The sequence below is a fragment of the Halopenitus sp. H-Gu1 genome, from assembly GCF_041821145.1.
In the GTDB taxonomy this organism is placed as follows: Archaea; Halobacteriota; Halobacteria; order Halobacteriales; family Haloferacaceae; genus Halopenitus.
Map to the genome: position 1 here is coordinate 1 of NZ_JBGUBC010000010.1, position 19,512 is coordinate 19,512.

At 60.5% G+C, this 19,512-nt stretch carries 20 protein-coding genes and 1 pseudogene; 13 read left to right on the forward strand and 8 right to left on the reverse strand.

Going from position 1 to position 19,512, the window contains the following annotated elements; genetic code table 11:
- Positions 1–55 precede the first annotated feature (55 nt).
- Positions 56–589 (reverse strand): hypothetical protein, encoded by a 534-nt coding sequence (locus ACERIT_RS08960; RefSeq protein WP_373674510.1) that lies wholly within the window; start codon positions 587–589, stop codon positions 56–58.
- 402 nt (positions 590–991) lie between these two features.
- On the opposite strand from ACERIT_RS08960, the gene ACERIT_RS08965 reads away from it, so the two are divergent.
- From ACERIT_RS08965 to ACERIT_RS08975, 3 genes are read left to right on the forward strand one after another with little or no spacing between them, the layout of a single operon-like run.
- A complete protein-coding gene (locus ACERIT_RS08965; RefSeq protein ID WP_373674511.1) occupies positions 992–1,378 on the forward strand; it encodes a hypothetical protein in 387 nt (128 codons plus the stop codon).
- 3 nt (positions 1,379–1,381) lie between these two features.
- Positions 1,382–1,639, forward strand: coding sequence for a hypothetical protein (locus tag ACERIT_RS08970; RefSeq protein ID WP_373674512.1), 258 nt, complete (start codon positions 1,382–1,384; stop codon positions 1,637–1,639).
- Entirely contained in the window at positions 1,636–2,058 is a 423-nt protein-coding gene (locus ACERIT_RS08975) for a hypothetical protein (protein WP_373674513.1), read from the forward strand. The genes ACERIT_RS08970 and ACERIT_RS08975 overlap by 4 nt, the downstream gene beginning before the upstream one ends.
- A 73-nt stretch (positions 2,059–2,131) precedes the next feature.
- Here ACERIT_RS08975 and ACERIT_RS08980 read toward each other — a convergent pair whose 3' ends face one another.
- The 3 genes and pseudogenes from ACERIT_RS08980 to ACERIT_RS08990 form a co-directional block, all read right to left on the reverse strand.
- Complete coding sequence (locus ACERIT_RS08980; RefSeq protein ID WP_373674514.1) at positions 2,132–2,635, reverse strand: GNAT family N-acetyltransferase; 504 nt, start codon at positions 2,633–2,635, stop codon at positions 2,132–2,134.
- 237 nt (positions 2,636–2,872) lie between these two features.
- Positions 2,873–3,406: pseudogene (gene nth, locus ACERIT_RS08985) on the reverse strand (endonuclease III); the annotation flags it as partial.
- Between the two features lie 45 nt (positions 3,407–3,451).
- Positions 3,452–3,889 (reverse strand): DUF371 domain-containing protein, encoded by a 438-nt coding sequence (locus ACERIT_RS08990; protein WP_373674515.1) that lies wholly within the window; start codon positions 3,887–3,889, stop codon positions 3,452–3,454.
- 392 nt (positions 3,890–4,281) lie between these two features.
- Between ACERIT_RS08990 and ACERIT_RS08995 the strand changes: the two genes are divergently transcribed.
- On the forward strand, positions 4,282–5,205 hold the full coding sequence (locus tag ACERIT_RS08995) for a coiled-coil protein (RefSeq protein WP_373674516.1): 924 nt from the start codon (positions 4,282–4,284) through the stop codon (positions 5,203–5,205).
- 142 nt (positions 5,206–5,347) lie between these two features.
- Positions 5,348–6,364, forward strand: coding sequence for a signal peptide peptidase SppA (sppA, locus tag ACERIT_RS09000; RefSeq protein WP_373674517.1), 1,017 nt, complete (start codon positions 5,348–5,350; stop codon positions 6,362–6,364).
- Positions 6,365–6,429: 65 nt separating this feature from the next.
- On the opposite strand, the gene rtcA is transcribed toward sppA, so the two are convergent.
- Positions 6,430–7,506, reverse strand: a complete 1,077-nt coding sequence (rtcA, locus tag ACERIT_RS09005; protein ID WP_373674518.1) for an RNA 3'-terminal phosphate cyclase — start codon at positions 7,504–7,506, stop codon at positions 6,430–6,432.
- 100 nt (positions 7,507–7,606) lie between these two features.
- On the opposite strand from rtcA, the gene ACERIT_RS09010 reads away from it, so the two are divergent.
- Positions 7,607–8,743, forward strand: a complete 1,137-nt coding sequence (locus ACERIT_RS09010; RefSeq protein WP_373674519.1) for a DUF373 family protein — start codon at positions 7,607–7,609, stop codon at positions 8,741–8,743.
- 111 nt (positions 8,744–8,854) lie between these two features.
- On the opposite strand, the gene ACERIT_RS09015 is transcribed toward ACERIT_RS09010, so the two are convergent.
- Entirely contained in the window at positions 8,855–9,811 is a 957-nt protein-coding gene (locus tag ACERIT_RS09015) for a PhzF family phenazine biosynthesis protein (protein WP_373674520.1), read from the reverse strand.
- Between the two features lie 187 nt (positions 9,812–9,998).
- Here ACERIT_RS09015 and ACERIT_RS09020 point away from each other — a divergent pair, with 187 nt between their 5' ends.
- A complete protein-coding gene (locus ACERIT_RS09020; RefSeq protein WP_373674521.1) occupies positions 9,999–11,345 on the forward strand; it encodes an alkaline phosphatase family protein in 1,347 nt (448 codons plus the stop codon).
- 57 nt (positions 11,346–11,402) lie between these two features.
- Here ACERIT_RS09020 and ACERIT_RS09025 read toward each other — a convergent pair whose 3' ends face one another.
- Positions 11,403–12,680: an RNA-guided endonuclease TnpB family protein gene (locus tag ACERIT_RS09025; protein WP_373674522.1), complete on the reverse strand. Its 1,278-nt coding sequence runs from the start codon at positions 12,678–12,680 to the stop codon at positions 11,403–11,405.
- Between the two features lie 52 nt (positions 12,681–12,732).
- On the opposite strand from ACERIT_RS09025, the gene ACERIT_RS09030 reads away from it, so the two are divergent.
- Positions 12,733–12,873, forward strand: a complete 141-nt coding sequence (locus ACERIT_RS09030) for a hypothetical protein (protein WP_373674618.1) — start codon at positions 12,733–12,735, stop codon at positions 12,871–12,873.
- Positions 12,874–12,961: 88 nt separating this feature from the next.
- Positions 12,962–13,096, forward strand: coding sequence for a hypothetical protein (locus tag ACERIT_RS09035; protein WP_373674523.1), 135 nt, complete (start codon positions 12,962–12,964; stop codon positions 13,094–13,096).
- 81 nt (positions 13,097–13,177) lie between these two features.
- Here ACERIT_RS09035 and ACERIT_RS09040 read toward each other — a convergent pair whose 3' ends face one another.
- Entirely contained in the window at positions 13,178–14,395 is a 1,218-nt protein-coding gene (locus ACERIT_RS09040) for a proteasome-activating nucleotidase (RefSeq protein WP_373674524.1), read from the reverse strand.
- Positions 14,396–14,570: 175 nt separating this feature from the next.
- Between ACERIT_RS09040 and ACERIT_RS09045 the strand changes: the two genes are divergently transcribed.
- From ACERIT_RS09045 to rad50, 4 genes are all read left to right on the forward strand, one after another.
- Complete coding sequence (locus ACERIT_RS09045) at positions 14,571–14,870, forward strand: MarR family transcriptional regulator (RefSeq protein WP_373674525.1); 300 nt, start codon at positions 14,571–14,573, stop codon at positions 14,868–14,870.
- A gap of 94 nt (positions 14,871–14,964) precedes the next feature.
- On the forward strand, positions 14,965–15,441 hold the full coding sequence (locus ACERIT_RS09050) for a hypothetical protein (RefSeq protein ID WP_373674526.1): 477 nt from the start codon (positions 14,965–14,967) through the stop codon (positions 15,439–15,441).
- Positions 15,441–16,808 carry a DNA double-strand break repair protein Mre11 gene (mre11, locus tag ACERIT_RS09055; protein WP_373674527.1) on the forward strand — a complete coding sequence of 456 codons (1,368 nt, stop codon included), beginning with the start codon at positions 15,441–15,443 and terminating at the stop codon, positions 16,806–16,808. Before ACERIT_RS09050 ends, mre11 begins: the two co-directional genes overlap by 1 nt.
- Positions 16,805–19,492, forward strand: coding sequence for a DNA double-strand break repair ATPase Rad50 (gene rad50, locus ACERIT_RS09060; RefSeq protein WP_373674528.1), 2,688 nt, complete (start codon positions 16,805–16,807; stop codon positions 19,490–19,492). Before mre11 ends, rad50 begins: the two co-directional genes overlap by 4 nt.
- Positions 19,493–19,512 lie beyond the last annotated feature (20 nt).

The following is a 19,512-nucleotide window of genomic DNA, read 5'->3' on the forward strand; positions in this document are numbered from 1 at the left end:
GTATAGTATGTAGGGAAGCAACTACTCAATAAGAAGAGTAAGGAAGAGTAATAGACTAATTAGAAGTAACCCTGTTGAGGTATGTTTCCTTGGCTTCCTGCCTTCGTTCTTCAAGGAACTCATTTCTAACATCGATTGAATTGAGCGCCCCCATAGCCTCAAATATCTCATAATCTTTGGCGGAATCTTGATTGTAACTGTAGTAGACCTTCCGACCTTCCCGATGATAGTCTACTACATCATACGCCTCAAGGAACTCAAGAGCCTTCTCAGTCTGTCGCTTTTCTCTTATAGAGAACTCAATAATATCCGACTTGGAGAGTTTCACCGTCTCATCATCGGAAATGACGGTACTATCGTAGAAATCAACTATCGTATCGTGAATGAAATGCACCAACTCCTTCCCCGGCCAACTACCCTTGAAGGCCACTCCATCACGGAAATCATAGTGAGCATCAGGCGGCAGGAACTCAGTTTTACTTTCCCCGTTTGAATCGCTAATAGGGGTATTATACGTTGGATTCTTGGGCGCTACACTTTCAGAATCCGAAAAACTCTTCTTTATTGCGTTATAATCTTTGTTTGTCATCGATGAGTTGGTGACACCTGCATTGTGGACAGGGAATTGGCGACGTGGGAAATCGCCTGTCTCATTCCCTCAGTTTGTTACGTTGGTTAGTTGTGTCTGAGTAATCCTATTCCGCACTCCCATTTAAAATTGAGCAAAATGGAAGGCGAATAAGTTTATAAAATCATAAAATACTGTTAGACAGACTCGATAATAGGGATATTATCGGCTCAAATTTTGAGGATTGTTCAGCAATGCTTGAAGGCTTTAAGTCGGGTTGTAACCAATTGAAAAACGACCAATGGAGAACCACAGCACGATTACGATTCCGACAGAACTCAAGACGGATTTAGAAAAGGAGAAGGGAGAATACGAAACGTGGCCCGCGTTCCTTCACTCGCGGATTGTTGAGGGGGCCAACCGATGAGCGGAGTTCCTGAGGCTACCTTACGGGAAGCGTTTGAGACGGTTCTTCCGGCAGACCGTGAGGATATGAGTGAAGAGGAAATGGCAGTTCATCTCGCTGAGAATATTGGGACGCTTCAGGATTATCTCTCCGAGCGAGGATTTGAGTTGGATAAGTCCGATGAGGCTTCTCCCCGTGATATGCTAAAGTCGTTCTACGGGGCAGATAGCGAGAATACATCCTACTTTGACCCTGAGACTGTGAACGCCGTAGAGAGCAAGTTTGAGACTCCCGATGACGTAGAAGCCGATGAAGGTTCTCCCCCGCTCTCCGTTCACTATGGCAAGTCGGTGGATACTCCCGCTTCATCGAACCGTGGCGATTCTTACCACGAATCGGGGTAGCCAATGGGGAGTGATGAGAGTGAGCCGGTCGCCAAGGTCGTAGCCGTCTACCACGACAACGGACTCACCGCTGATGACCAATTGCTGAAGCGGTCGGAAACTACGATTGAGGCTCCATCAGGTGTGTTGTATCGCTTCCGCCCGGATGGGGATGAGCGAGTGTCTGAGCCTATTGAGATTGAATCTAAGGAAGACGCCCGGTGGTTCGATGGGTTCGCGGAGTTCAAAGTGATGAGAACAAATCCCCGGTGGTCTGTTTGAGCCGTCCGATTCGCCAACAGTCAATACAGGGAGCCTCAGCCGCTACTCAGGGGGAAGAATACGCGGCTAAGGGCCACAACTCCCTTGGCCTGTTCGTAGTGGCTCAGGGTCTTGATAAAGCCGGTGGGGACGTGTTTACCGTCCGTCTTGAGGTTGAAGGCCCTCAGGGTGAATGGAGTCCCATCTACGATGATAGCGGTACTGTCATCGGGGAACTCACCGGGAGTGAAGCAGTAGATGTTGACTCCGATGGAAGCACCTACAACGCTTTCACAGCCGTTCACGGAGTCCCTGCCCCATCCATCCGAGCGAACCTTACAGACTACACAGACGGCGGCTCAGGGTTCACAGTAGACGCCTACGTATTGGGAGCGGGTAACGCCGGAACGGGAAGCGCCTATCTCTCCGGCTCAGTCTGAATCTCTCTCGCTCACAATGACCGGAGAACAGAACCTCAATGACGTGAGCGTTCGATTCGATTAAAACCTGAATCTATTTGTTATGCTCAACGTGGAGCGAACCATCACCTTGCATAAATCCGTGTTCATTCTCCATTTCCCAACGCCGCCTTTCATACCGGTATTGAATCCAATCATCTTCCTGCCCAACCCGCTCAAATCCTTGTTTCTCAAATAACTTCTGAGAAGCGGTATTGTCAACGTGTATCTCTGCGCTAAATTCCCCATAGCGTCCTTGAAGGGCCTTTTCTAAGGCTTCCGAAGCAATACCCTTCCCCCATAGATGCTTTTCTCCAATGTATATTCCAACGTCCCCATCAGCGGCCAAGGAGACTACCCCGGCAGGGGTACTCGGATATTCAATTATCAAATCCGTCCTATCATCCGGTCGGGATTGGAACCAATCAACGTGGTCGTGCCAATCTAACGGTTCATCCTGATTTCGGAACCATTGGTAGATATCGGGGTCATTTCTCCATTGAAACATCCGGTCAATATCTTGTCTATTAGCCGGGCGTAGCGATACTGAACGTTCCATACCATCTTCATTCTTAGCCGTGTTATTGATTGTTTCCACAAATCAGCCTTTTCAGTTCTAACGGCTATTCACCATCTTGTCGGAAGGCCAATATACTCAATTTGTCAATATCTGATTTGCCCCAAATCGCTATACGGCAGTTGATTTTCGGCAGTTCCCTACCTTTGCGTAGAGATGAACCCCCAATTTCACCGCTCAGACCGCCGATTTGAGTATAGTAAGTATATAGATTCAGGCTGTCTTGACGGGAAAGACGCCGTCGCGGCCGCCGGCGAAAAGCAGGACGCAGTCGGCCGTCTTCGGCCCAACACCGTCGATCGAGAGCAGCGTCTCACGAACCGTCCCGGGGTCCCCCGCAGCGACGAACGCGTCGAAGTCACCCGTCGAGCCGAACTCCGTGAGGACACACGCGGCAGCTTCCGTGAGAACCTTCGACTTCCGGTTGTAGAGCCCAGCAGCGGCGATCGTCTCGGCCAGCTCGTCACGGTCGGCCGACGCGAGGGTCTCGGCCAGTTCCTCGGCGGGACCGTACCGATTCATCAGGGAGTCGTGGGCGGGCTGGCTCGCGACGTCCGAGGTGTTCTGTGAGAGGATCGTCCGGACGAGACATTCGAATCCGTCCCGGCCGCCGTAGGCCGTCTGCCAGTACAACTCGCCGAGTTTATCGACGATCGCCTCCGTGCGGCAGCTCCCGTCACCGGGTTCGAAGGATGCCGACTGAGCGCCGCCCGCGGCACCGCCGCTTATGTTTTCGTCGGGTTCCTCACTCATTGCGGGATCGTTCGCCGTCCCGACCAAAAGGGGTTCGCGTCCCGCTTACGACTTGACGGCAAGACGCAGCGTACACTCGGCGCCTTCGGCGAGTGCCGCGACGAGGTCCCGATTGAGGTCGGCGGCGGCTGCGTCGGCCTCCACCATGATCGTCCGGTCGTCGACGTACGTGCTCGTGCGACCGACGGCGGAGCGGTCGTCGTCGAAGGTGAGATCGGGATGGCCTGAGCCGACGATCGTCTCCTCGTGGGTCCGATCATCGTCCTCGACGATGAGCGTCGCCGTGATGGTCGCCTCGTGGCTGCGACAGGCCCGCTTGAACGCCGGATCGAACTCCTGGGGAGTCGTCGTGGCCTCGATCGCGAGGATGCAGTCGCCGGCAGGCGTGAGCCAGTCGTCGCTCGTCACCTCGAACGTGCTCGTGTGCTCGGCCCGGACGTGTTCGTGGCCGTGCGCGTTGATCGTCTCCACGAGATCGGTCATACCGTCGTGTCCGAGACGACTCCCGAAAGTGGTTCGGATCCAGCCATCGGCAATTCGACTCGTCGAGCGATCCAACGTCAAACCGCTGACCGAATCGGATCGCGGAACGTGTCGCCCCGACAATGTGATAGCTGACCATGGGTATCCGTGTCATTTATAACAGGAGGAAATTCAGTCGAGACCGTCGAAACGCCAGATACGAGCAGTATGGTACCCATTTTCACACTCTCTATCACCGAAGTATTTATATGTGGCAAGGAGCAATTGACTAGTACCAGAACGCCTCCGGCGCTGGTGGAACAGCACGACGAATGATCGGGAGTTCTTATCCACGGTCGGACGCAACGGAGCGAGCGTCTGCCATATCCGGAGCGGTGATGGAGTGATAAAAAATGGTAACGAAACAGGAAGTCATCGAGCAGTACGATATCGAATCACTTGCGGACACGGACAACATCGATCTTTCCGAGGACGACCTCGAAAACGGATCGAAAGGACAGCTAATCAAACGTGCAGGCCAGCTACGGGATCGACGGAACGATCTGAACCAAATGGCCTCCGAACGGGCATCCAAGCGCGACGACCTCAACGCGAAAACTCGCGAGAAGGTCGACGAGGCTCAGGAACACCGCGAGAAGCGCGACGAGCTCAACGAGCAGGTTCAAGAGCACAAAGAGAGCCGTAACGAACTCAACGCCGAGGCCAACGAGCTCTTCGACCAGGTCGAAGAGATGAAACAGGACCTCGAGTTGAACGAGGGCAAATCGATCGAGGAGCTCAAAGAGGAGATCGAGGACCTCGAATTCCGCCAGCAGACGGAGGTTCTTTCCGCTGAGGACGAACGCGAACTCATCGAGCAGATCGAGGAGAAACGCGAGAAGCTCGCGGAGAAGAAGGACAAGGTACAGGACACGGGTGAACTCGAGGATCTCATCGAGGAGGCCGAGGAAGTCCGATCGGAGGCGTCGAAACACCACAAGAAGGTGACCGAACTCGCGGACAAGGCCCAGGAACACCACAACCAGATGATCGAGGCCTACCGCGAGGCTGACGACATCCGCGACGAGGCCGACGAGGTTCACGAACTCTTCGTGGAGGCCCAGGAGGCGGCCGACCGACATCACGAGGACTTCGTCCGCGTGCAAAAGCGACTCCGTGAACTCGACAAAAAGGAGGAGGAGGAGCGCAAGGACGAACGTGCGGAGAAACGCGAAGAGGAGAAGGAGGAGGCCGAGGAGATCTACCAGAAGTTCAAGGAAGGCGAGACTCTCGACACCGAGGACCTGATGAAGCTCCAGAAGACGGGACTTCTCTAGACGACGGTTTCGGATTCCCTTTCTTTTCGTCTTTTTCGATCACATCGAGTGACCACGTTTGACGTGGTCGCACCGACGCCGATCCAACTCGCCATCGATTGACGAACGCGGGTTTTTAGCCGATGCCGGCGAACGGATCGATATGACCGTTCGAAGCGATCGACTCCGCGACGTCGCCGTCGTGGTGGGAACGCTCGCGATCGCCGTCGTGGCGGTGAGTGCCGGCTGGTTTCTCTTCGTCACGATTCCCGACGACGGATCCCAACTCGCCGGCGTCCTGTTAGTGATCTTCACCGGGCTCGCGGCCGTCAAAGCCGGGAACTCGCTTCTCTCGGAACTACTCGATGACTACGACGTCGCGGCGGTCGCAGTCGACACTCCCATCGTCCGCGAGGGCGGTCGATCCGTTCCGCTCTCGGCACCGATCAGGCCGACTGCCGACGAGATCATCGGCGAAATCAACCGAGCCGACCAGGATCCGAACGTCGAGGCGCTTCTCGTTCGACTCGACACGCCCGGCGGGGAGGTGCTACCGAGTGAGGACATCAGACGGGCCGTCGACCGGTTCGATGGACCGACGATCGCCCATGCGGGCGACGTCTGTGCCTCCGGCGGCTACTGGATCGCCGCGGGCTGTGAGGAGATATGGGCCCACGAGGCGAGCCTGGTCGGATCGATCGGGGTCCGCGGCTCACGCCCGAACGCGGCCGAACTGGCGGAGAAGCTCGGCATCCGGTATGAACAGCTCGCCGCCGGCGAGTTCAAGGAGGCGGGCAACCCCCTCTCGGAGATGGACGACGAGGAGCGTGCCTACCTCCAGGGGATCGTCGACGACCTGTACGCGCAGTTCGTCGAGACGGTAAGCGAGGGGCGCGATCTGGATCCCGAAACGGTTCGCGAGACGGAAGCGCGAGTGTTCCTCGGCGAGGAGGCCAAAGAGTGGGGGCTCGTGGACGAGATCGGGACGGATGCGGACGTCGAAACCCGACTCTCCGACCGCCTCGACCGTCCGGTCGAGATTCGGGAGTTCTCGCCGGAACGGGGGCTCGCTGATCGGCTCCAGGCCGGCGCTCGGTCGGTCGCCTACGGGCTCGGTGCCGGGGTCGCAAGCGTCGTCTCCGATGAATCCGCAAGCGAGATCGACGTCCGAGTACGGTAGTTGATACCGCACTCCAGTCCAGGGAACCGCGAGAAATACGGCCGCTCCGCGAACCACTCGTTCGGCTACGTGATCTCCATCCCCGGCGATCGAAGGATCGTGCCGCCGTCCGCTCGATCCTCACGGGAGACGGTCAGGCCGAACGGCTCAAGCAGTTCGATACTTGAGGTCACGTGGTCGGTCACGGTCGGGATGGCCACCTCGCCGCCGGCGATCGCGAGGGGAACCACCAGTTGGTCGGCGAGGTATCGGTCGACCGCACCGAACGAATCGACGAACCGATCGAATCGGTCGACAGCTTCGCTTGCGACCTCCTCGGACGGCGTTCCGGGTTCGCCGAGCGCCGATGCACCCACAGCCGGCCGGATTCCGGAGACGTCGCCATTCGGGCCCGGTACGGTCGCGGGGAGATCACCTCGGATCGTGATGACTGCTCCGGGGTTCTTGGTTGACGTGTATTCGATCACGCGCTCGCCAACGTCGTGGCCGTTCTCGGAAAGTGCGTCCGTCGCCGTCGCCGCCATTCGCTCCGCGACCTCCGCATCCGCAAGCGACTCCTCGGCGATGGCGTACACGCGAGCCCCCCGAACGTCCGCCGTTGCGGCCGCTCCGGCCAACCCGATCGGTTCGATCTCGCTCGGGAAGATCGAAAGCGTCGCGGCGCCGCCACCTTTGGGGTAGAATCCTCGACGCTTGAGGTCGACGGCCGCGCCGAATCCGAACCGCCGAAGCAGTGGCAACTTCACGCGACGCAGATACGCAAAGGGCGGCGACCATGCCACGTCGGTTCCACCGGCAGCTCGAAGTCGGATGGGGGCCTCCGCAACCGACGCCATGGGGAGAATGGTCTCGAAGAGGAGGGTCAGACTCCCGGCAGTACCGATCTCGACCGAGTGGTGCCCACCCGTGATCTGGCCCGGATCGAACTCCACGGTCCGATCACCCGGATCCGCACCGTCGATCGTCGCGTCCGCGACTGCGGCGGCGGCCCGGACCGCCGTCGCGTGTTGGATCTTCAGCCCGGGATTTTCGCGGGCACCGCGAACGTCCTCGATCCGGATCGGCGTGTCAGTGATGGCGGATAGCGCGATCGCCGACCGTAACAGCTGGCCGCCGCCCGCGCTCCCGTCGATCTCGATCATGGGATGCATCCGGCTGCGAGGGGCAAGACCTTGTCGTCGTTTCGACTACAGGAGACGGCGACCGTGTGGGTTTTTACCCCGGCCGAACGTGTCATCGATCGTGACGACGCTCGTGATCTGCGTCGATCGGTCGGGGGACGTCGGACGCGCCACGAGCGTTCCGATGCCCGTTTCCGGCTGGGAGGCGGTGCGATCGCTCGTAACCGAGGTCGGACTAGCCGACCCGGAGGACGCGAGCGTCAACTGTTTGCTCGAGGCGCTTCGAGTCGCGCGCGACCTTCGAGACGATCGCGAGGAGGCAGTCGTCGGCGTCGTCTCCGGAGGCCGCGACTCACGGGTGGGTGCGGACCGATCGATCGCCTCCCAACTCGACGAACTCGTCGACCGGTTCCAGCCGGATTCGGCCGTTGTCGTGGTCGATTCCGCCGAGGACGAACGCGTCCTCCCGATCGTCGAATCGCGGCTTCCCGTCGATTCCGTCGATCGCGTGGTCGTCCGACAGGCTCACGACCTCGAGTCCTCGTATTACCTGCTCAAGCAGTTTCTCGCGGACGAGGAACTACGGTCGACCGTCCTCGTCCCGGTCGGGATCGGTCTGCTGGTGCTTCCCTCGCTGCTTTTGTGGTTCTCCACGGAGATCGCCTTCGCCGGAGTGACGGCGCTGATCGGAGCGGCACTGCTGTATAAGGGACTCGCGATCGACGAGTATCTCGCCGCGGTCCCCGACCGCGTTCGCGAGGCGCTTTATGCCGGGCAGGTGTCGATCGTCACCTACGTCGTCGCCGGCGGACTCACGCTCGTCGGGCTGTTCCTCGGGGCACTATCCGTCTCGGAGGTCGCCGGGACCCGCCCACTCATCGTCCGGTCGATGCAACTCGTCTACGCTGCGGTGCCATGGCTTGCCGTCGCCGCCCTCACCGCCGCGACCGGACGGCTGCTCGACGAACTCATCCGTGACGAGGAGATCCGCAGCCACGTGCTGAATCTCCCGTTTCTCGTGGTCGCGGTCGGCCTCGTCGTCCGGGGATTTGCCGGCTACTTCCTCGAACAGGAATCTGTCTTGGATCCGCTCGTGATCGCCGACATCGTGGTCTCTCCCACACAGCGGCTGACTTTGTTCATCCTCTCGGGGATAGTGGTCTCGCTTTTCGGTGTGGCCGTCGCCTCCGATCTCGGAAGTGACCGGCTTGAGGACGTGATCGACCGCGAGGAGGACGATCGTGGGCGAGAGACCTGAGGCGATCACGGCAGGCCTCGGTCGGCACGAGTACGGCAGGACTCGATCGTGATCGTGATTGTACTGTGATCGTGGTGGGATTCCGGTCGGCAAAGAGTACGAATCGATCGCTCACGTCTCCAGTATTTCGTCGGCGTCCGGCTCCGGAACCGCGAGCTCGCCGTCGAGAGCAGTGACCGCACGTCCGCCGACGAAGACCCTATCGCCATCGACCCGAACCCGGACGCGCCCCGGACGATCGACGAAGTGGCCCTGCTCGATACACACCTCGTCGGGATGGTCTCCATCGAAGACGTCCTGATTGCGGAGATAGGCACCTGCCGCGCCGCTTGCGGTCCCGGTGACCGGGTCCTCGTGAACGCCGAGCGCCGGCGCCCATGCCCGTGCGTGGATGGTCGAGTCGGCCTCAAGCGTATCGAAGGTGAACGCGTAGATGCCCGCGACGTCGAATCGCTCCGAGAGCGACTCGACCGCCTCCGGATCGGGGTCCCCCTCGCCAAGCCGTTCGAGGAAGTTCACCGGAACGAGGAGAAACGGGAGGCCGATCGAGGCGCGTGCGACCGGCAGATCCGCGCCGACGTCGGCGAAGGCGGCCGGCAGGATTCCGAGCGCCTCGCCGAGTGTCTCGTAGTCGATATCGACGGGTTCGACGGTTTCGACCGGACGGCACAGACGGATGATGCCGTTCGATTCGATCTCGACGTCAATGGGACCGACGTTCGTCGCGAGCACATGTGTGCCGGCCTCAAGGACGCCGTCGTCGAAGAGGTGTGCGAAGGTCGCGATCGTCGCATGGCCACACAGATCTACCTCCCGAGACGGCGTGAAATACTGGATACGGATGTCAGCAGTCGGGGTCTCCGACTCCGATTCCGATTCTGGTCCTGGATCCGATTTCGATTCCGCCACCTCTCGGACGAACGCCGTCTCGCTCGCGCCGATCTCGGCGGCGATCGCCCGCATTCGGTCCTCCGAAAGCCCGTCCGCGTTCGGGACGACACCGGCGACGTTACCCGCGAGCGGATCGGTCGTGAACGCGTCGACGAGAAGCATCCGTCGCGTTTCCATATCCCGTGGTTGCCGGCGATCCTCAAAAGGGCTCCCTTCGTTGGAGGCGAAGTGAGGTGCCCGGCGGAAACGTTGGAGCCGAAAACGCGAACGTGGGACGACACGAAGCGGGTGAACGACTGAGAAACGACGATCCTCACGGAAGGAAACCTCCACGCTTTTTATCTCGGTCGGTGATATGGCCACTATGGGGTTGATCGACCGGTTGCGCGGGACGGACGATCCTCGCGTGGTGTTTCTGGGGATCGACGGGGTTCCGTATCGACTTATCACGAAGAATCCCGAGACCTTCCCGAACCTCACGGCGGTGATCGACGAGGGTTCCGCAGGGGCTATAGAGAGCATCTACCCCCCCGAGACTACCGCCTGCTGGCCGGCGATCACTACGGGGACGAATCCGGGAGAAACCGGCGTCTACGGGTATCAGGACCGGGAGATCGGGTCCTACGACACCTACGTTCCGATGGGGCGTGACGTCCAACGCGAGCGGATCTGGGACCGCGTAACCAACGAAGGGAGAAATGCGAGCGTGTTCAACGTCCCGGTGACGTTCCCACCACAGCGAAACGTTCAGCGAATGGTGTCGGGGTTCCTCTCCCCGGAGATCGATTCTGCGGCCGCGCCCGAGGAGCTTCGAGCGTATCTCCAGGAGATCGACTACCGGATCGACGTCAACGCGAAACTCGGCCATCGATCGGACAAATCCGATCTCCTCGAACACGCCCACGAGACCCTCAACCGGCGACAGAAAGCCTTCTCACACTACATCGAGGAGGCCGACTGGGACCTGTTTTTCGGCGTCTATCTCACTCCCGATCGGATCAATCACTTCCTATTCGACGAATACGTCTCGGGAGGACCCGATCGTGAGGACTTCCTCGCGTTCTATGAGCGCCTCGACGAGTGTATCGGTGAGATCCGTTCGGCGATCGGTCGGGATACGACCCTCGTTGTGGCCTCCGACCACGGGTTCGTCCCCCTCGAATCGACGGTTCACTGTAACGAATGGCTCGAACGGGAGGGATGGCTCTCCTTCGAGGACGAGGACCACGCGGCGCTCGCGGACATCGACGACGACACGCGCGCGTACTCGCTTGGGCCGGGTCGATTCTATCTCAATCTAGAGGGTCGGGAACCACGCGGGTCAGTTTCCGAGTCGGACTACCAGTCGACACGGGAGGAATTAAAGGATCGACTCGAGGCCCTGGAAACGCCGGACGGCCGATCGGTCGTTCGTCGAGTCGTGGAAAAAGAGACGGCCTTCAGGGGAGACCACGACGAGATTGCCCCGGATCTGGTGGCGCTTCCCCAGGACGGATTCGACCTGAAGGCCGACTTCTCGGGCCACGAGACGGTCTTCGACGAGACGGGCCCACGAACCGGGATGCACAGCTTTGACGATGCCGCCCTCTTGGTCGACGAACCGGGGCTTGCGATCGAGGACGCCGACATTCTGGATATCGCCCCCACGATCCTCAAACTGCTCGACATCGAGTTCGAGCGAACCGACTTCGACGGCGCGAGCCTCGGATGACCCGGCTGAGTTAAGTCGTCGGACGCCGATGGCCCGGATGTGACATCCTCGCCCGCCCTAAAGGGCGGGGCTTCCTACAAGGGAAGCCTCGTCGTCGGAGGTTTCAGAACTGAAGTCCCCGAGCGTCGTCTGTCGGGTTTGCCGACTCGGCTCGCGGTGTCCTGTGGTGCTGTCACAAGCACTCCCGTCCCGTGGCGAGTCACTGGTGTGCGGTTTCAGCGCGCACCTCTCTCCCCACGGGTTGAGGCGACCGGCGATGTTGGCCGCCGCGTTGATGTCTGCGTGGTACTCCGTCACCCAACACTCCGAGTTCGCGCATCGAAACGCCGCCTGCGAACGTCGAGAACCAAGGTGTCCGCAGGCGTGACACGTCTGACTCGTGTACGCTGGATTCACGAACCGAACAGGAATCCCGGCGTCACGCGCCTTGTCTTCGATACGTCCGGTGAGTCGCGCGAACGCCCAGTTGTGGAGACGGCGGTTCATCCACTTCCCGTAGTCGAGATGTTCGCGGATGTACGAGAGACTTTCGAGGACGATAACCGGGTTCTTGAACTGTCGAGCGTACTCGACGGCCTGTCGAGACGCTTTCTCGACAATATCCGTGAGGGCGTTCTGGTAGTGGTCGAATCTCTCGCCCACGCGCCACTCGGCGTCGCGCTCTTGGAGACGGCGGAGCGTGGTAAACATCTCTTTGCGGAGGTGGCGGGCGCGACCGCCGTCGTAGATGTACGGTTGGGTTGGGGTACCGTCCCGACAGGCACAGCCCGTCAGGAGTTTGGATTCTCCGATGTCGAAGCCGACTGGTGTCGGGTCGTTCGGTTCTTCTGGTTCCGCGACCGCGTACTCAACAGTGACGTGCAGTACCCAGTTGGTGCGGTGTTCTTGCAGTCGGAACTCTCCGACCGTCACGTCGTCGTTAAACAGGTCGCTCCACAACTCTCGCTGAGTGGGGTTAATGCGGATCGGAATCCAGAACGCATTCCCACGTCCCGCCTGCGGAACGCGCCAGCAGAACTCGTGCGTTCTGTCCTCAGAGCGGTCGAGACGCCAGCCCCGATTCGTGAATCGAACGGGGTGGTCATCGTCCAACTCCGAAGCGTTGTATGTGTCTCGAAGTTGGGGGACGTAGTTCTTGAGCGCGTCCTTTGCGTAGGACGTGAGGTTGTAGCCGGTGACGACATCGTTGACCGCCGACTGCGTGTGAGCGCCACTCTCGAATGCTTCGGAGAGTGCGCGTCGGTACGTTGCCACAGTCCGCTGAAGCCGTTGCTCTTTGTGCGCCGTTGGTGGCACGAGAGTGGCTCCCAGCGTTTTCATGGCAGTGGCGGTCACAACAGTCCCTACGAACCCATGCAAGTTAAGACTATTGGAAAACTAAGTTCAGATGACGATGCGAAATCTGAACATCGAGGTAAGCGACGAACAGTACGACGAACTACGCGAAGTGAAAGACGCACACGGCCTGACGTGGAAGGGGCTTCTGCTACAGGGTGCGAAAGCGTTGGACACCGAGGGGCCACTGTAGGGCAAGGGGTGGCCTGTACGAACGCGATTCCTCCCCACCGTAAACGGCGGGGTTTCCTCGCTACAGAAAGATGATCGGAGGTGGCGGGATGGACACGGACGAACCGATCGATCATCCAGCGTTCCGCACGCTCGCCGCCGTCGGAGTGGGCTACGTGGCCCTCCTGATAGGGACCCTTCTCGTGGTATTTCTGCTTCCGTACGTGCTGCTTGCGGCACCGTGATCGGCCCCGAGGGTATCGATCCTGAGTGTCGGGAAAAATGACGATCCCGGATCACGGACGACCCGGGCGAGGAACGACGGATTACGCGAACGCGAGCGAATCGGTGACGTCGGTCTCGTCGGTTCGTTGCAGTTTGTCGTAGGCTTCCTTGAAGTCGGTCATCGTGACCTCCGTGCGGTCCTCGCGGATGGCAAACATGCCTGCTTCTGTGCAGATCGCCTTGATGTCGGCGCCGGATGCCTCCTCGGCGAGTTCGGCGAGCACCTCGAAGTCGACGGTGTCCGAGACGTTCATCTTCCGGGTGTGGATGCGGAAGATGATCTCACGGCCCGCGTAATCGGGCTTTGGCACCTCGATGAGGCGATCGAACCGGCCGGGACGGAGGATTGCGGGATCGAGCATGTCGAAGCGGTTCGTAGCCGCGATGATCCGGATCTCACCGCGCTCGTCGAACCCGTCCATCTCCGAGAGCAGTTGCATCATCGTCCGCTGAACCTCGGCGTCCCCGGAGGTCTTCGAGTCGGTGCGTTTCGAGGCGATCGCGTCGATCTCGTCGATGAAGATGACGGCGGGCTCGTTCTCGCGAGCGACCTCGAAGAGGTCGCGGACGAGCTTTGCGCCCTCGCCGATGAACTTGTGGACGAGTTCGGAGCCGGCCATCTTGATGAACGTCGCGTCCGTCTGGTTGGCAACGGCCTTCGCGAGCATCGTCTTCCCGGTCCCCGGCGGGCCGTGCAACAGGACGCCGCTGGGAGGCTGGATGCCGACCTCCTCGAACATCTCCGGGCGCTCGAGGGGCATCTCGACGGTCTCGCGGACCTCCTGCATCTGGTCGTCGAGGCCGCCGATGTCCTCGTAGGCGATGTCCGGTGAGTGCTCGACCTGCATCACGCGGGCGCGAACGTCGGTCTCCTTTTCGAGCCGTTTGACGATCGAAAGGGAGTTGTTCACGGCGACGCGGTCGTCGGGCGCGAGGTCCTCGCGCATCTCCGCGGTGACCTCGGTGAGTGCCTCCTGGTTGTTGCCGTGCTGTTTGATTACCACGCCCTCGTCGGTGAGCTCCTGGACCGTCGCGACGAAAAGCGGTGATTGCTTCAGCTTCTTGTTCTCGTGGGTGAGTCGCTCGAGTTTCTGTTGATACTTGTTGTTCTCGGCGTTGGCATCGAGAAGTCGATCCCGCATTTCCTCGTTTTGGGACTCGAGGACCTCGAGACGTTCCTGGAGGACCTCGATCTGCTCCTGTTGGGACGTCGCGTTCTCGTCGTAGGGCAGATCGACGTCGTCCACAGTGTCGGTCATCGATGGATCGTAGGTCGGTCATTAATAAGAGGCTTCGGGTCGGGTACCCAAAGGCCCGTTCCGAGGAGTCGTCTCGAGGCCGAAGTCGCGATCGTCGCCACCCGAAATATATTCGCTACGGTAATAAAAGAGGATAGTAAATATTATCTACTAGCATTACTCATGATCTGATACGATGAGTGCACCAGAGGCCATTCACACCGAAGAGGAGGTACAGACGGACGAGGACGTTCACACGGAAGGAGGCGTCGCCGATCGCTGGGAGCCGGTTCGTGATCTCCCACCGAGCGCGAAGCTCGTCGCGAAGGTTCTCGATTACAACGATACGCTGACCCAAAGCGAACTCGCCGAGGAGACGCTGCTGCCGCCGCGAACCGTTCGATACGCGCTGTCGCGTCTCGAGGAAGAGGACGTCGTTGACTCACGATTTTCCTTTGCGGACGCACGAAAGCGTCTCTACTCGCTCGGCATCTAGAGGATCTAGAACGTCCGTTCGTTTGCGATCTAGATTGGGGACGTTCGCGACGTCCGCCCGGTAGTTTATATACGAACCCGACACAGGGTCGTCGATGGACACCCCACACGCGAGTCGGGTCAGACGAACGCTCAAGTTGCTCTCGACCCGAACCGATACCGATCGGGAATCGTACACGGCGATCATCGACGAGGCGTGTGCCGCCCGGGACGATTTGGAACGTGCAGCCGGCTTTCTCGAGACCGTTGGGATCGATCGATTGGAAGCGGCGATCGAGGCGGCCGAGATGGACGGCGCGATCGAATCGGCCGATCGGGGACGACGAGCCGCTCGCACGTTCCGTTCCTACCAGCAAGCCGCATCCGATGGTGGCGGAACACGTGAGGGAGAACGGGATGATCGCGAAACGGGAGGCGAAGGTGTGGGAAACGTCGAAGGGAAGGGAAACGTCGAGGGTGGGGGAAACGACGCACGGAGCCGAGATGACGCACGGGACTGCGACGAGGAACGAGACCACCTTCACTCCGGTGGCGGAACGGCTAAAAGGCGAACGGGCCAACCTTCGTCGTAATGACGCGGGTGATCCACACCGGCGACACCCATATCGGGTATCGACAGTATAACTCGCCGGTTCGTCGTCGGGACTTCCTCGAGGCGTTCGAGGCCGTTATCGACGACGCGGTATCGAGCGACGTCGACGCCGTGATCCACGCCGGCGACCTCTTTCACGACCGCCGCCCGGAACTTCCGGATCTCCTCGGTACTCTCTCCGTGCTTCGGCGTCTCGAGGAGGCCGATGTTCCCTTTCTGGCGATCGTCGGCAACCACGAGGCCACGCGAGGCGGCCAGTGGCTCGATCTCTTCGAGCGGCTCGGGCTCGCGACTCGACTCGGCGACTCGCCGACGGTCGTCGGAAACGTCGCCTTCTACGGCCTCGACCACGTTCCTTCCTCGAGGCGCTCGGATCTGGAGTACGACTTCGAGCCGCACGACGTTGCGCACGCAGCACTCGTCGCCCACGGTCTCTTCGAGCCGTTCGCCTACGCCGACTGGGATACGGAGACGGTGATCGACGAGAGCGACGTCTCCTTCGGCGCCCTGCTTCTCGGCGATAACCACGAGCCGGGGCGTGCGACCGTCCGCGACGCGTGGGTGACCTATCCCGGTTCGACCGAGCGTGCGAGCACGAGCGAGCGCGAGGGCCGCGGCTACAATCTGGTGTCGTTCGGCGAGGCGACCGACGGGGAGACGGACGTCGACATTCGCCGACGATCGATCGAGACGCGACCGTTCGTGTTCATCGAAATCGAGTTGCACGAGGGTGAGGGTACTGCCCAGGTCACGGAACGCGTCCGCCAACACGATCTGGATGATGCCGTGGCGATCGTCGAGATCGAAGGCGACGGCGAGCCGGTTACCCCCGCAGCCATCGAGGAAGTCGCAAGCGACGAGGGGGCACTCATCGCCCGGGTCACGGATCGACGCGAGATCGAGACGGAGACCGATCTCGAGGTGAGCTTTGCGGACCCGGACGACGCGGTCAGAGAGCGGATCGAGTCGATGGACCTCTCGCCGGCCGCACTCGATGTCGACGAAACGGTCCGAGCAAGCAAGATCGCGGATAGCAACGTCCGGGAAACGGTGAAGGACCGTCTCGAGGAACGGCTGGCCGATGACGAACTCCGGAGCAGTGACGGGAGTCCCGAGTTGGGATCGGAGCCGAAACCGGAATCGGCCAATCCGGAGTCGGAGCCGGAATCGGAATCGGAATCGAAATCAGAATCAGAGTCGGATTCGGAGCCACACGCAACTGAGGGTGACGACGGGTCGGAGGACGCAGACACCGAAGAGACCGACGTCGAGAAGCCTGACGAGAAAGGATCCGACGACGGACGGATTGAGGGCGACCAGCAGCTCTCGATGGAGGACTATCGATGAGGTTCGAGGAACTCCGCCTCGAGAATTTCAAACCCTACGGAAACGCCGAGGTCTCGCTTTCTGACGGCGTCACCGTCATCCACGGAGTCAACGGAAGCGGGAAGTCGTCGCTTCTGGAGGCCTGTTTCTTCGCGCTGTACGGATCGAGAGCGCTCGAAGGAACCCTCGGGGACGTGGTCACGAACGGCGAGGATGAGACGCTCGTCGAACTCGGATTCAGCCACGAGGGTGTCGGCTATCGCATCGAACGACGGCTCCGTGATTACGACAACCGGACCGATCACCAGTGTTCCCTCGAAGGCGAGGACGGGACCATGCGGGATGGCGCACGTGAGGTCCGTCGGTTCATCACGGAGCTACTGCGGATGGACGCCGAGGCGTTTCTCAACTGCGCGTACGTCCGACAGGGCGAGGTTAACAAGCTGATAAACGCCAGTCCGAGCGAGCGTCAGGACACGATCGACGATCTCCTCCAACTGGGCGTACTCGAGGAGTACCGGGAGCGAGCCGGGGACGCTCGCCTCGGCGTCGAGGACGTGTTGAATGCCAAGCGAGCGGTCCTCGAGGAACGTGATGAACGGATCGAGCGTCTCGAACGGAAGAACCTCCACGCGACGCTCAATCAACTCGAAAGCGATCTCGCGACGGTCGACGAGGATCTCGATCACTACGAATCCCAACGCGAGGAGGCGGAAACGACACGTGCGGAGGCCGAGCAAATCCTCGACGAACACGAGGCGAACCGTGAACGGTTGGCGTCGATCGACGAGGACGTCGAGTCGCTTGAGGAGACGATCCGCGAGGCGGAGTCCGAACGGGAGACGTGTCGAGAGGGGATCTCCGACGCGCGCGAGCAGATCGAGACGCTTCGCGCGGAGCTCGAGGAACGACTGGCGGACGCCGGGATCGATGCGGCCGAGGAATCCGCACTGGAAACGCGCCGGCAGGAGCTCGATGAGCGCGAATCGACGCTCCGCGAGGATCGGGACGAGGCGGTCACGGCCGTGACCGGCTTCGAGAACCAAGCGAGTAACCTCAAGGCCAAGGCGGAAGACCTCCGGGAGCGCGCGGAGGAGGCCGAATCCGAAGCTGAACGTTCGATGGAACTCGCCAGGGAGGCAAACGCGGACCTCGACGAACGCGAATCGCGGCTGGAGGAACTGGACGAGGAGGCGACGGCGCTGCTCGCCGAGTTCGACGCGATCGAGGACATCGAACGTGGGGACGCAACGGAACGACTCGAGGCGCTGACGGAGCGCCGAAACGACGTTCGCGAGCGCGTCGCCGAGTTGGAGACGGAACTCAAGAATGCACGCGAGCGAGTTGAGGAGGCCGAAGAATTGCTCGAAGCGGGACGATGCCCGGAATGTGGACAGCCGGTCGATGAGTCGCCGCACGTGGATCGGATCGACGACCGCCGCGAGCGCGTTACCGAACTGAAATCGTCGCTCGAGGAGACCAACGAACGTGCCCGATCGTTGGATGCGGAGATCGAGGCGACGGAGAGGCTCGTCGAGGCCGAAGAACGGCTGGGAGAGATCGAGACGACCCGGGAGCTGCTTGAAGAACGGATCGCCGAAGCACGCGAGGAGATCGACCGGAACCGAGAGACGGCCGATCGGAAACACGAGGCGGCCGAAGACCTTCGTACGGAGGCCGAATCGACACGAGAGATCGCTGCCGAAAAACGCGAGGCGGCTGCGGAGGCCAAAGCGCGTGTCGAAACGGTCGAGGAACGACTTCAGGAGATCGACGTCGTCCGCGACCAACTCGCTGAGATCGATACCCGTCTCGAGACGATCGCTGATCTTGAGGCGGAGATCGAGCGGCTACGCGAGCGCCGCGAGACGCTCGATGAACTGAACGACGAGCGACGCGAGCGGTTGGCCGAAAAGCGTGAGCGCCGCGAGGAGCTTCGCGAGGCGGTCGACGAGGATGCGATCGCGTCGGCCCGAGAACGGAAGCGGAAAGCAGTTGAGTACCTCGAAAACGTCGTTGAGGAAATCGAACGACTGGGCGAACGCCGTGACGAGTTACAGAGCCGGATCGGTGCTATTCAAGGCGAGATCCGGACGCTCGAAACGCTTCGTTCCGAACGAGAGGAGCTCGCCGGGACGGTTGAGGCGCTCGAATCGGTTCACGGAGAGACGAGTGACCTCGAGACGATGTACGGCGAATTACGGACCGAACTGCGCCAGCGGAACGTCCGAACGCTTGAGCGAATGGTGAACGAGACGTTCGAGTTGGTCTACGGCAACGACGCCTACTCGCACATCGAACTCGACGGCGACTACGAACTCACGGTGTATCAAAAGGACGGAGAAGCACTCGATCCCGAACAGCTCTCGGGCGGCGAGCGGGCGCTTTTCAACCTCGCTTTGCGGTGTGCGATCTATCGACTGCTCGTGGAGGGGATCGAGGGTGCGGCCCCGACCCCGCCGCTCATCCTCGACGAGCCGACGGTGTTCCTGGATACCGGACACGTCGCGAGGCTCGTCGATCTGGTCGAGGAGATGCGCGAGTTCGGCGTCCGACAGATCGTGATTGTGAGCCACGACGACGAACTGATCGGCGCGGCGGACGATCTTCTCTCCGTCGAGAAGGATCCCCGAACGAACCGCTCGACCGTCACCAGACCGGAAACGGACGTCGCCGGAGCCATTCCAGCGGAGCTGGACGATTAAATACGGATTCGAACTGCGGA